Origin of the sequence: Pseudomonas fluorescens, assembly GCF_902497895.1 — a bacterium.
GTDB classification, from domain to species: Bacteria; Pseudomonadota; Gammaproteobacteria; order Pseudomonadales; family Pseudomonadaceae; genus Aquipseudomonas; species Aquipseudomonas fluorescens_BP.
Window position 1 is genome coordinate 1 of sequence record NZ_CABVHQ010000019.1, and the last position, 12,617, is coordinate 12,617.

Annotated in this window: 10 protein-coding genes; 9 read left to right on the plus strand and 1 reads right to left on the minus strand. The window is 59.5% G+C overall.

Going from position 1 to position 12,617, the window contains the following annotated elements; genetic code table 11:
* On the plus strand, positions 1–1,170 hold a 1,170-nt coding region (locus tag F8N21_RS11865; RefSeq protein ID WP_150642318.1), incomplete at its 5' end, for a malic enzyme-like NAD(P)-binding protein.
* 261 nt (positions 1,171–1,431) lie between these two features.
* Here the strand turns inward: F8N21_RS11865 and F8N21_RS11870 are convergent.
* Positions 1,432–3,876, minus strand: a complete 2,445-nt coding sequence (locus tag F8N21_RS11870) for a penicillin-binding protein 1A (protein ID WP_412071636.1) — start codon at positions 3,874–3,876, stop codon at positions 1,432–1,434.
* 221 nt (positions 3,877–4,097) lie between these two features.
* Between F8N21_RS11870 and F8N21_RS11875 the strand changes: the two genes are divergently transcribed.
* From F8N21_RS11875 to F8N21_RS11910, 8 genes are all read left to right on the plus strand, one after another.
* The gene (locus F8N21_RS11875) at positions 4,098–5,162 is read left to right on the plus strand and encodes a pilus assembly protein PilM (protein WP_150642320.1); all 1,065 of its coding nucleotides are present in this window, start codon (positions 4,098–4,100) and stop codon (positions 5,160–5,162) included.
* Positions 5,162–5,731, plus strand: coding sequence for a PilN domain-containing protein (locus F8N21_RS11880; protein ID WP_150642321.1), 570 nt, complete (start codon positions 5,162–5,164; stop codon positions 5,729–5,731). Before F8N21_RS11875 ends, F8N21_RS11880 begins: the two co-directional genes overlap by 1 nt.
* Positions 5,728–6,351: a type 4a pilus biogenesis protein PilO gene (gene pilO, locus F8N21_RS11885; protein ID WP_150642322.1), complete on the plus strand. Its 624-nt coding sequence runs from the start codon at positions 5,728–5,730 to the stop codon at positions 6,349–6,351. Before F8N21_RS11880 ends, pilO begins: the two co-directional genes overlap by 4 nt.
* Positions 6,348–6,875 carry a pilus assembly protein PilP gene (locus F8N21_RS11890; RefSeq protein WP_150642323.1) on the plus strand — a complete coding sequence of 176 codons (528 nt, stop codon included), beginning with the start codon at positions 6,348–6,350 and terminating at the stop codon, positions 6,873–6,875. Before pilO ends, F8N21_RS11890 begins: the two co-directional genes overlap by 4 nt.
* A gap of 13 nt (positions 6,876–6,888) precedes the next feature.
* Positions 6,889–8,967 carry a type IV pilus secretin PilQ gene (gene pilQ / locus F8N21_RS11895; RefSeq protein ID WP_150642324.1) on the plus strand — a complete coding sequence of 693 codons (2,079 nt, stop codon included), beginning with the start codon at positions 6,889–6,891 and terminating at the stop codon, positions 8,965–8,967.
* Positions 8,968–8,971: 4 nt separating this feature from the next.
* The gene (gene aroK, locus F8N21_RS11900) at positions 8,972–9,490 is read left to right on the plus strand and encodes a shikimate kinase AroK (protein ID WP_150642325.1); all 519 of its coding nucleotides are present in this window, start codon (positions 8,972–8,974) and stop codon (positions 9,488–9,490) included.
* 149 nt (positions 9,491–9,639) lie between these two features.
* Positions 9,640–10,740: a 3-dehydroquinate synthase gene (aroB, locus tag F8N21_RS11905; protein ID WP_150642326.1), complete on the plus strand. Its 1,101-nt coding sequence runs from the start codon at positions 9,640–9,642 to the stop codon at positions 10,738–10,740.
* 10 nt (positions 10,741–10,750) lie between these two features.
* Positions 10,751–12,337: an SPOR domain-containing protein gene (locus F8N21_RS11910; RefSeq protein ID WP_150642327.1), complete on the plus strand. Its 1,587-nt coding sequence runs from the start codon at positions 10,751–10,753 to the stop codon at positions 12,335–12,337.
* Positions 12,338–12,617 lie beyond the last annotated feature (280 nt).

Here is a 12,617-nt window from a genome sequence, read left to right on the forward strand (position 1 = left end):
CTGTCGCTGGCCTACAGCCCCGGTGTAGCCGAACCAGTCCGCGAAATTGCCCGCGACCCTGAACTCGCCTACAAGTACACCGGCAAGGGCAATCTGGTTGCAGTGATTTCCGATGGCACCGCGATTCTCGGCCTGGGTAACCTCGGTCCATTGGCTTCCAAGCCGGTCATGGAAGGTAAGGGCGTGCTGTTCAAGCGCTTCGCCGGTATCGACGTGTTCGACATCGAAGTCGACTCCGAAAGCCCGCAAGCCTTCATCGATACCGTCAAGCGCATCTCGATCACCTTCGGTGGCATCAACCTGGAAGACATCAAGGCGCCAGAGTGCTTTGAAATCGAACGCGCTCTGATCGAGCAGTGCGATATTCCGGTGTTCCACGATGACCAGCATGGCACCGCGATCGTGACCGCTGCCGGCATGATCAATGCCCTGGAAATCGCTGGCAAAACCCTGCCAGAAGCCAAGATCGTCTGCCTGGGTGCTGGTGCTGCCGCTATCTCCTGCATGAAGTTGCTGGTGAGCATGGGCGCGAAGATCGAAAACATCTTCATGGTTGACCGTACCGGGGTGATCCACTCCGGCCGTGACGACCTGAACCAGTACAAGGCTGTCTTCGCTCACGCCACCGACAAGCGCACCTTGTCCGATGCGCTGCAAGGCGCTGACGTGTTCGTCGGCCTGTCCGGCCCGAACCTGCTGAGCGCAGAAAACCTGTTGCTGATGGCAGCCAACCCGATCGTCTTCGCTTGCTCGAACCCGGATCCGGAAATCGCCCCGGAACTGGCTCACGCTACCCGCAACGACGTGATCATGGCCACCGGCCGTTCGGACTACCCGAACCAGGTCAACAACGTACTGGGCTTCCCGTTCATCTTCCGTGGTGCCCTGGACGTTCGCGCCAAGCGCATCAACGAAGAAATGAAAGTGGCTGCCGCCAACGCCCTGCGCGAACTGGCCAAGCTGCCTGTGCCTCAGGAAGTCTGTGACGCCTACGGTGGTATCCAGCTGGAATTCGGTCGTGAGTACATCATTCCGAAGCCAATGGATGCACGCCTGATCACCGTGATCTCCGACGCCGTGGCCAAGGCCGCGATCGAGAGCGGCGTGGCAACCCTGCCGTATCCGAAGAATTACCCGCTGAAAAGCGTGGATGATGTGTTCAACGGCTAAGCCGTTGTAGCGTCAAACAAAAAGCCCCGGCTCGTGAGAGTCGGGGCTTTTTGCGTTATGGCGGTTGTGGAATGCACCTTGTGGCGAGGGAGCTTGCTGTGGCGAGGGGGCTTGTCGGAACGCCGCATCGCCCCGTTCGGCTGCGCAGCAGTCGTAAGTCGGTTGACGCATTCAGCCAGACACGGCGAGGCTAGATATTTTAGGACTGCTGCGCAGTCCAGCGGGGGCAAGCCCCCTCGCCACAATTGCCCGCAGTGGCAGCTAGAACAAATCGATCGGCGCCGCTTCATCCGCTGGCAGCGGGCTGCCTGGTGCGTTGCCGTTGCCCAGTTCGTTGGCTGAGGGCGGGGTGTCTTCGTTCTTGAACAGCTCGAAGTAAGCGTTAGGCGTGCCTGGGGTGGCTGCGCGGCCGCTGATCGGATCGACCCGCAGGCTCAGAATGCCTTCCGGTTCGTTCTGAGTGTGAGCCGGTTTGTCCTTGAGGGCGGCGGCCATGTAAGTCATCCAGATCGGCAGCGCGACGGTGCCGCCGTATTCGCGGCGACCGAGGCTTTCCGGTTGGTCGAAACCGGCCCAGACGGTAGTCACGTAATCGGCATTGTAGCCAGAGAACCAGGCGTCCTTGGACTCGTTGGTAGTCCCGGTCTTGCCCGCCAGGTCGGTGCGGCCCAGAGCCATGGCGCGGCGCCCGGTGCCGAGCTTGATTACGTCCTGCAGCATGCTGTTGAGGATGAAGGTGGTCCGGCCATCGATGATGCGTTCAGCCACTGCTGGCGTTTGTGCGGCTGGCGCTGGCGCCGGTGCTTCGCCTGGCGTCGAGCTGACGGTGAAGGCGTTGGCGTTGGCGACTGGCGCGGCAATTGCGTCGCTGACGCTGTCGGCGGTCGGCACGCTGGGCGGGTTGGCGGTGAACAGGTTGTCACCGTTGCGGCTTTCGATTTTGTCGATGATGTACGGGGTGACCTTGTAGCCGCCATTGGCAAAGGTGCTCCAGCCAGTAGCGATTTCCATTGGCGTCAGGGTGGCCGTGCCCAGTGCCAGCGACAGGTTGCGCGGCAGGTCCTGCTTGTTGAAGCCGAACTTGCTGATGTAGTCGATCGTGCGGTCGACGCCCATGCTTTGCAGCAGGCGGATCGACACCAGGTTGCGCGATTTGTAGAGCGCTTCGCGCATGCGGATCGGACCGAGGAAGGTATTGGTGTCGTTCTTCGGACGCCAGACCTTGTCCAGGTACTCATCGACGAACACGATTGGTGCGTCGTTCACCAGGCTGGAGGCAGTGTATCCGCTGTCCAGCGCTGCGCTGTAGACGAACGGCTTGAAGCTGGAACCGGGTTGGCGCTTGGCCTGTAGCGCCCGATTGTAGTTGCTTTGCTCGAACGCGAAGCCGCCGACCAGTGAGCGGATTGCGCCGTTCTGCGGGTCCAGCGAGACCAGCGCGCCCTGGGCGACCGGGATCTGGCTGAACTTCAGCGAGTTGTCCGCCTGGCGTTGCACGCGGATCAGGTCGCCGACCTGGGCAACGTCTGCAGGCTGCTTGGGATTGGGTCCCATGCTGTTGGTGTTGAGGAATGGCCGGGCCCATTTCATGCTGTCCCAGCCGAGATGTTCTTCGCCGGTGCGGGTCAGTACCTGTACGCCGTTCTTGTCGACCTGAGTGACGATGGCCGGTTCAAGCCCGCTGATCGTGCGCTGCTTGGTCAGTTCCTGGGCCCAGGCTTCGCGGGTCTTGCCCGGCAGGCGTGATTCCGGGCCCCGGTAGCCGTGGCGCTGATCGTAGGTCATCAGGCCTTCATGGACGGCGGTGTTCGCCATCTCCTGCAGATTGCTCGGCACAGTCGTGGTGACGCGGAAGCCTTCGGTGTAGGCGTCGCTGCCATAGCGGCCGACCATTTCGGCGCGGGCCATTTCGGCAATGTACGGGGCATTCACTTCGGGTGTCGGCACGTGGTAGCTGGCGTTGAGCGGCTCGGTCACAGCCGCCTGATAGGCCGCTTCGTCGATTTTTCCGAGCTTGTACATGCGCCCCAGGATCCAGTCGCGACGCTCCTTGCTGCGTGTCGGGTTGGCCAGTGGATTAAAGCGCGAAGGCGCCTTCGGCAGCCCGGCGATCATGGCCATCTGTGCCAGGGTGATGTCACGAATCGACTTGCCGTAATAAACTTGTGCCGCCGCCTCGATCCCGTAAGCCCGGTTGCCGAGGTAGATCTTGTTGACGTAGAGCTCCAGGATCTCGTCCTTGGTCAGCTGACGTTCTATCTGCAGGGCCAGGAGAATTTCCGTAGTCTTGCGCGAGAAGCTGCGTTCGCTGGTGAGGAAGAAGTTCTTGGCCACCTGCATGGTGATGGTGCTGCCGCCGGACTGAATGTGTCCGCTTTTTACCAGTTGAGTGGCGGCACGCATCAGACTGCCGGGGTCCACGCCATAGTGATGGGCGAAGTTGTCGTCTTCGGCAGAAAGCAGTGCGTTGATGAAATTGGGCGGAATGTCGGCGAAACGGATCGGAGTTCGACGCATTTCGCCAAACTCTGCAATCAATTTATTATCGCTGCTGTATACCCGCAAAGGAATCTGCAACTGAATGCTTCTCAGTGCCTCTACGGAGGGCAGCCCGGGGCTAAGATAGAGAAATGCGCCACTCAGACCGAGGAGCAGTCCGCAGAAAACAGCGACGATAGACCACCCGAAAAACTTCAGCAGACGAATCAAGGCTTTTGGATTTCCAGAGAAAAGAATGAATTAGGCGTCAGGCGATTCAGGGTATACAAGATCAGCCCACGCTTGAGTTAAATGCGGAAAAAAAGCGCTGGGCATTATAAGCACTTTTCTGCAGAGCGCGTCATTTGCGCTTCTGTCAAGACGAAGGGTATTGAACGCATCGAATAATCGAGAGTCCGTAACTCACGGAAAGTCATAGGGAATGGGTAGTGCTAGGACTCTTCAACAAGAAAGCCAACACGCTGTTGGGCATCGACATCAGTTCCACCTCGGTCAAGCTTCTCGAGCTCAGTCGCACCGGCAACCGCTTTAGAGTGGAGGCCTACGCGGTTGAGCCGCTGCCGGTCAACGCCGTGGTCGAGAAGAATATTGCCGAGCTGGAAGGGGTAGGGCAAGCCTTGTCCAGATTATTGCTCAAGGCCGGAACCGGGGTCAGAAACGTCGCCGTGGCGGTTGCCGGATCAGCGGTCATCACCAAAACCATCGAGATGGATGCCGGGCTTTCCGACGAGGAGATGGAAAACCAGCTGAAGATCGAAGCCGATCAGTACATCCCCTATCCGATCGAAGAAGTTGCCATCGATTTTGAAGTCCAGGGCTATTCGGCGCGCAATCCTGAACGTGTCGAAGTGCTGCTGGCGGCTTGCCGCAAGGAAAACGTCGAGGTCCGTGAAGCGGCTCTGGCTATGGCCGGCCTGACTGCCCGGGTGGTCGATATCGAGGCTTATGCCCTGGAGCGTTCGTTCGGTCTGCTCCAGGCGCAACTGGGGAGCCCCCAGGAGCCTTCGACGGTGGCGGTGGTCGACATCGGTGCAACCATGACTACCCTGAGCGTGCTGCATAACGGGCGGATCATCTATACCCGCGAGCAGTTGTTCGGTGGGCGCCAACTGACCGAAGAAATCCAGCGCCGCTACGGGTTGTCGAAGGAAGAGGCGGGGCTGGCAAAAAAACACGGCGGTTTGCCGGATGACTACCTCAACGAGGTTCTGCAACCGTTCAAGGATGCACTGGTGCAGCAGGTCTCGCGCTCCTTGCAGTTTTTCTTCGCCTCCGGGCAGCACAACCGCGTCGACTACATCCTCCTCGCGGGCGGCACCGCCTCGCTCGGTGGCCTGGACCGACTGATCGAACAGCGCCTCGGTACATCGACCCGAGTGGCCAATCCTTTCGCCGATATGACCCTCGGCAGCAAGGTCAACGCCGGTGCCTTGGCCAGTGATGCACCGGCCATGATGATTGCCTGTGGTCTGGCTCTGCGGAGTTTTGCCTGATGGCGCGGATCAACCTTCTGCCCTGGCGCGAAGAGCTGCGCGAAATGCGCCGCAAACGATTTTTGCTGGCCCTGGCGGGCGTTCTATTGGCAGCGGTAGGTGCAGTCCTCATGGTCGACCAATACATTGCTGGCGAGATTGATCGGCAAGAGGCCCGCAATCACCATCTCAGCCAGCAAATTGCACTGCTCGACGATCGGATCAAGCAGATCAGTGAATTGAAAACCCGTCGGCAGCAGCTCGTGGAGCGGATGAGGATCATTCAGGACTTGCAGGGTAACCGTCCGGTTAGTGGACGAATCTTTGATCAATTGGCCCGCACTCTTCCGGACGGGGTGTATTTCACCGAAGTGAAAATGACCGACAACATGCTTTCCATTCGCGGTGCGGCGGATTCGAACAACCGAGTTTCTGATTTGATGCGCAACCTGGATGGGTCCGACTGGTTCGACGCACCGAGCCTGACCGAGGTCAAGACCAATACCGCCGGTGCGCAGGACCAGGCCAACGTCTTCCAGCTGACGGTTCGCCAGGCTCGACCGACAACAGCTCCGGGGGCCGCGAAATGAATCTGTCCGAGTGGTTCCAGGGGCTGCGCAAGATCGATCTGAACGATCTGGACATGAGCAACATGGGTGCTTGGCCTGCGGCCGTCAAAGCCATGGTCGGCGCCTTGTTGATGGTCCTGGTGCTGGCGCTGGGATACAAGGTTTTCCTCGAGGATCTTCAGGGTCGGCTCGACCAGCAACGTGCCGATGAAGTCGACTTGAAGCTCAATTTCGCGAACAAGGCCCATCTGGCGGCGAATCTGGAGCGGTATGCCGAGCAGATGAAGGACATGGAAAACTCTTTCGGCGTCCTGCTGCGCCAGCTTCCCGGTGATACCGAGGTTCCCGGCCTGCTGGAAGATATCACTCGTACGGGGTTGGGCAGTGGCCTGGAGTTCGAGGAGATAAAGCTGTTGCCAGAGGAGGCTCAGCAGTTCTACATCGAGCTGCCGATCCAGATCACCGTCACCGGTGCCTACCATGACCTGGCGACCTTTGTCAGCGGCGTGGCCGGCTTGCCGCGAATCGTCACCCTGCATGATTTCGAGATCAAACCGGTCACACCGGATATTGGCTCGAAACTGCGCATGAGCATCCAGGCCAAGACCTATCGCTACAACGATAAGGGGTTGCAGAAATGAAGGCGACCCACTGGATACTGATGGTTGTGGTGCTGATGGGGTTGTCCGGCTGCGGCAGCGATAACGATTTCAGCGATCTGGACGCCTTTATGAACGAGGTGCGCCTGCGCCCTCCCGGCAAAATTGAACCTACACCGACCTTCAACTCCTACCAGGCATTTACCTATAACGCCGCATCCTTGCGCAGCCCGTTTCTACCGCCGGTCAGGGTTGATCTGGCGGGGCGTCAGCACGGATCGCGCAACGTGAAGCCCGACCCGAATCGGCTGAAGCAGTATCTCGAAGGTTTCAATATCGAGCAGTTCGAGATGGTTGGCACTATCTCCAATGCCTCTGGCTCCTTCGCCCTGCTACGTGGCGCCAGTGGTGTGCACAGGTTGAAAGTCGGGGATTACCTGGGGCGTAATGATGGCCGGGTCGTGGCCGTCAGTGACTCGCAAGTCGATGTGGTTGAAATCGTTTCCGATGGCGAGGGTGCCTGGCTGGAGCGACCGCGGACCATTCCAATGAAAGCCCGCCAATAGTGGAACTTGAATAATGAGCAGGACTATTTCATCCCTCGGTATTGCGCTATGGATAGCGCTGCTGTCGCCGATGGTACTGGCGGCCAACCTCAAAACGCTGGAGGTCGCCGCGTTGCCGGGGGACCGTGTCGAGTTGCAGCTGACATTCGACGGCCCGCCTCCCGCGCCCGCTGGCTATACCACCGATCAGCCCGCGCGAATTGCTCTCGACTTGCCGGGGGTCACCGTTGGGCTGGCGAACAAGAATCGAGATCTGGGTGGTGGCAATGCGCGCAGCGTGACGGTGGTCGAGGCCAAGGGCCGCACGCGGCTGATTGTCAGTCTGACGACCCTGGCGCCCTATACCACGCGCGTCCAGGGCAACAAGCTGTTCGTAGTGATCGGTCAGGGCGGGGCGGTTGCACAGAAGCCCGCGTCGAGCGCGCCGCGAGCGGCCGCCCCAGTACCCTTAAGGGCATCTGCGCCAGCGGGTAAAGCCATCCGCGGCGTGGATTTCCAGCGCGGAGAACTGGGCGAGGGCAACGTGGTCATCGAGTTGTCGGACCCAAGCATCAGTCCGGATATCCAGGAAAACAATGGCAAGATCATCCTGAACTTCGCTAAAACCCAATTGCCCGAACCGCTGCGAGTCCGCCTGGACGTCAAGGATTTCGCCACGCCCGTGCAGTTCGTCAGCGCCAGTGCTGCCGCCGATAAGACCAGCATCATCATCGAGCCCAGTGGTGCCTTCGACTATTCGACTTATCAGACCGACAACAAGCTGACGGTCAGTGTCCGGCCCATGACCGTCGACGACCTGCAAAAGCGCAACGCCGATCGCGTCGCCTACAGCGGTGAAAAGCTGTCGCTGAATTTTCAGGACATCGATGTGCGCTCGGTGCTGCAACTGATCGCCGACTTCACCAATCTCAATCTGGTTGCCAGTGACACGGTGCAGGGTGGCATCACCTTGCGTTTGCAGAATGTGCCATGGGATCAGGCCCTGGACCTGGTGCTGAAAACCAAGGGCCTCGACAAGCGCAAGATCGGTAACGTCCTGCTGGTCGCCCCAGCCGATGAAATTGCCGCCCGCGAGCGTCAGGAGCTGGAATCGCAAAAGCAGATCGCCGAACTGGCACCTCTGCGACGTGAGCTGTTGCAGGTCAACTACGCCAAGGCGAAGGACATCGCCGAGCTGTTCAAGTCAGTGACCAACAAGCAGTCGGAAACGGACGAGCGGGGCTCGATTACCGTGGATGAGCGGACTAACAACATCATTGCCTACCAGACCCAGGACCGCCTCGACGAATTAAGGCGCATCGTCGCCCAGCTGGATATCCCGGTGCGCCAGGTGATGATCGAAGCGCGGATCGTCGAAGCCAATGTCGATTATGACAAAAGCCTTGGCGTGCGCTGGGGTGGCTCGCTGCAGAACAAGGGCAACTGGAACACCTCGGGCGTCAGCAACAGCAACGATACGTCGGGCACTATCGGCACGCCGGGCGGCACCAATACCAACTCGCCATTCGTCGATATGGGCACGGTCGGTAACACCTCGGGTCTGGGCATCGCCTTTATCACCGATAACGTGCTGCTGGACCTGGAACTGACGGCTATGGAGAAGACCGGGAACGGGGAAATTGTCTCCCAGCCGAAAGTGGTCACCTCGGACAAGGAAACCGCGAAAATCCTCAAAGGCACTGAAATTCCCTACCAGGAAGCCAGTTCCAGCGGCGCAACCTCGGTGTCTTTCAAGGAGGCCTCGCTGTCGCTGGAGGTGACGCCGCAGATCACCCCGGACAACCGCATTATCATGGAGGTCAAGGTCACCAAGGATGAGCCGGATTACCTGAACAAGCTCAACGATGTCCCGCCTATCAAGAAAAATGAAGTCAACGCCAAGGTACTGGTCAATGATGGAGAAACCATCGTTATCGGTGGGGTTTTCTCAAATACTCAAAGCAAGGTGGTAGATAAGGTGCCATTTCTTGGTGATGTGCCGTATCTTGGCCGCCTTTTCCGAAGGGATGTTGTTTCGGAGAAAAAATCCGAGCTGCTGGTATTCCTGACTCCGCGTATCATGAATAACCAGGCGATTGCTGTGAGTCATTGATTCTGTGCGAAATTTGATTCTTGTTGGGCCAATGGGTGCTGGTAAAAGCACCATTGGCCGCTTGCTGGCCAAAGAGCTGCGCCTGCCATTCAAAGATTCCGATAAGGAAATTGAATTGCGCACGGGTGCCAATATCCCGTGGATCTTCGATAAAGAAGGCGAACCGGGTTTTCGTGATCGCGAGCAGGCAATGATTGCCGAGCTCTGCGCAGCCGACGGCGTGGTGCTGGCAACCGGCGGTGGCGCGGTCATGCGCGATGCCAATCGCAAGGCGCTGCATGCCGGTGGCCGTGTGGTGTACCTGCATGCTTCGGTGGAGCAGCAGGTCGGTCGCACCGCCCGTGATCGCAATCGGCCGCTGTTGCGTACCGCTGATCCGGCAAAAACCCTCAGGGATTTGCTGGCGATCCGCGATCCGCTTTATCGGGAAATCGCCGATCTGGTGGTGGAAACCGATGAGCGGCCGCCACGAATGGTCGTTCTGGATATTCTGGATCGCTTGCAGCACCTTCCTCCCCGTTAATGCGCAAGGCGAAATGCGCTATCCTCAGCCTCCAGTCTTGAGCGCTTCAACTCATGGCCCGGGACTATCGGGTGACGTCAAAAAAAACTGGCGTTGCCGGCCGCTGATGCGTTGCCGGCCGCCAGCTTCATTTTTCACTGTGGGGACACATGCAGACACTTAAGGTCGATTTAGGCGAGCGTAGCTACCCGATTCATATTGGCGAAGGTTTGCTGGGGCAACCCGAACTCCTGGCGCCGCATATCGCCGGGCGGCAAGTGGCAATCATCTCCAACGAGACCGTTGCACCGCTTTATCTCGAGCGTCTGACCCGCAGCCTCGCGCAGTTTTCGGTCATTTCCGTGGTGCTGCCAGATGGCGAGGTCTTCAAGACCTGGGAAACTCTGCAGACTATTTTCGACGGTTTGCTCACCGCCCGGCATGACCGCCGCACCACTGTCATCGCTCTCGGTGGCGGCGTTATCGGTGACATGGCCGGTTTTGCCGCTGCCTGCTACCAGCGCGGCGTCGATTTCATCCAGGTGCCGACCACGCTGCTGTCGCAAGTCGACTCGTCGGTGGGCGGCAAAACCGGGATCAACCATCCGCTGGGCAAGAACATGGTCGGCGCCTTCTATCAGCCCAAGGTGGTGCTGATCGATACCTCGACCCTCAATACCCTGCCTCCCCGCGAATTGTCCGCAGGCCTGGCGGAAGTCATCAAGTATGGCCTGATCTGCGACGAACCCTTCCTCACCTGGCTCGAAGAAAACGTCGATCGGCTGCGGGCACTGGACCAGACGGCGCTGACCGTCGCCATCGAACGCTCCTGCGCGGCCAAGGCTGCAGTGGTGGGTGCTGACGAGCGAGAGTCCGGAGTACGCGCTACGCTCAATCTGGGGCATACCTTCGGCCACGCCATCGAAACCCATATGGGCTATGGTGTCTGGCTGCATGGTGAGGCGGTCGCCGCCGGAACCGTGATGGCCCTGGAAATGTCCACGCGCCTGGGCTGGATCACCGAGCAAGAGCGTGATCGCGGGATTCGCCTGTTCCAGAGGGCCGGGTTGCCGGTCATCCCGCCCGAGGAGATGACCGAGGCCGATTTTCTCGAACACATGGCAATCGACAAGAAAGTAATCGACGGTCGTTTGCGTCTGGTGCTGTTGCGCCGCATGGGCGAAGCCGTAGTGACCGACGATTATCCGAAAGAGGTTTTACAGGCCACGCTGGGAGCGGATTACCGCGCTCTGGCTCAGCTTAAAGGTTGATTAGATCCCGATGACTAGTTTGCATGCCGACGAGGCTTTCCTCGGCCATTACCAGTTGAGTCACGACCCTTTCGCTCCACGGGTGCCTGGCTTCAAATTCTTCCCCGCCCAGCGCAAGCCGGTATTGGGGCAATTGCACCATCTGGCCCGTTACAGCCAGCTGCTGCTGGTCGTGACCGGGCCGCACGGCAGCGGCAAGACCCTGTTGCGTCAGGCGCTGGTTGCCAGTACCAACCGGCAGTCCGTGCAAAGCGTGGTGGTTTCCGCCCGTGACGCCGGCGATGCGACAGGTGTATTGCGTCAGGTGGCTCAGGCGCTGAACGTGGCCCAGGCCGAAATCGGCGCGATTCTGTCCCAGGTGGTGCAGCTGGCACTGACTGGCCAGGAAGTCTATTTGCTGGTCGATGATGCCGAGCAACTCGACGAGTCCGCGCTCGAGGTGCTGCTGGCGCTGGCCGCGGGTGCTCCGGAAGGTCGCCCGCACGTGTTCCTGTTCGGTGAGTCGTCGCTGATCGCCGGTCTCGAGCAGTTGAGCACCGAGGAAGAGCGCTTCCACGTCATCGAGTTGCAGCCCTACACCGAAGAAGAAACCCGCGATTACCTGGCTCAACGTCTCGAAGGTGCTGGGCGGGGAATCGAACTTTTCACCGCGGATCAGATCTCTGATATTCATGAAAACTCCGATGGCTGGCCGGGCACGATCAATCAGGTCGCTCGCGATGCAATGATCGAAGCCATGATTGCCAGCCGCTCAGCGGTCAAGCGTCCAAGTATGGGGTTCAATATGCCGAAGAAACACGTATTGGCGATATCTGCCGTCGTCGTGGTGGCGGTGGCAGCAGCCTGGATGATGCCGGGTCGTAGCAAGGCACCGACCACCGGCACTCCAGCCACTGAACAGGCGCAATTGCCCTCGGGGCAAGAGACGCCACAACCGAACACCGGCGGCAATCCGGCTGTCGAGTTCGCCGGGTCTTCGCAGCCGATGCCACTGCCGCTGGTCGGGCAGTCGCAACCGGTCATGCGCGGTCCCTTGGCTGAAGCCGCTGGCGGCATCACCGAAGGCGACGACGGCGTGCCAGTCGAGGGTTCCAGCGCTACGCCGCCGACCGTGACCACTACCGCGCCGCCAGCAGGTCTTGCGGCCGGTCCGGCAGCCACCCCGGCGGCACGCCCGACACCGGCTCCAACCCAGGTTGCCAGCGCCAAGCCAGCACCTGTGACCAAGCCTGTTGCGGCTCCCGTGGCCAAGCCAGCACCGGTCGCCAAGCCTGTCGAGAAACCGCTCAATATTGCCAAGGCCGCTACTGGCGGTAGCTGGTACGCCGGGCAAGCGCCGGGCAACTATGTGGTGCAGATCCTCGGCACCAGCTCCGAAGCCTCTGCGCAAAACTTTGTCAAAGAGCAGGGTGGCGAGTACCGTTATTTCAAGAAAGTGCTGCAAGGCAAGCCACTGTATGTGATCACTTACGGAAACTTTGCCAGCCGCGACGCCGCTGTCACCGCTATCAAGGCCTTGCCAGCGAAGGTTCAGGCTGGTAAACCTTGGCCTCGCACTGTCGCCAGCGTCCAACAGGAACTGGCAACAGCTCGCTGACGATTCGGCGGCCTTACCCAGGCCGCCTCTCCCGGCACCTCAAAATTTCCGCAGGCGCATGCCGCTCCCAGAGCCGCGTGCCTTGTGGTGTCTGCGTCCTCGTAGCTTTTGAGTCGTAGCGGTCAAAATTAAAAAAAGTTTTGACTAGCACAGCAGATCGTTTTAAACCTTTCATAAATGCGACATAGATTTGCGACATTTCGTCGCCAAATTTGTGAGCGTCTGTGTCGGTGTGTACAATGACCTCCCTTTTGCCCCCGCAAAGCTGGCGTACGTTCGG

Bases quoted from the DNA above. Each gene is read 5' to 3' on its own strand.
- F8N21_RS11880 (WP_150642321.1), top strand. From the start codon at position 5,162: ATGGCGCGGATCAACCTTCTGCCCTGGCGCGAAGAGCTGCGCGAAATG.
- pilO (WP_150642322.1), top strand. From the start codon at position 5,728: ATGAATCTGTCCGAGTGGTTCCAGGGGCTGCGCAAGATCGATCTGAAC.
- F8N21_RS11890 (WP_150642323.1), top strand. From the start codon at position 6,348: ATGAAGGCGACCCACTGGATACTGATGGTTGTGGTGCTGATGGGGTTG.
- pilQ (WP_150642324.1), top strand. From the start codon at position 6,889: ATGAGCAGGACTATTTCATCCCTCGGTATTGCGCTATGGATAGCGCTG.
- aroB (WP_150642326.1), top strand. From the start codon at position 9,640: ATGCAGACACTTAAGGTCGATTTAGGCGAGCGTAGCTACCCGATTCAT.
- F8N21_RS11910 (WP_150642327.1), top strand. From the start codon at position 10,751: ATGACTAGTTTGCATGCCGACGAGGCTTTCCTCGGCCATTACCAGTTG.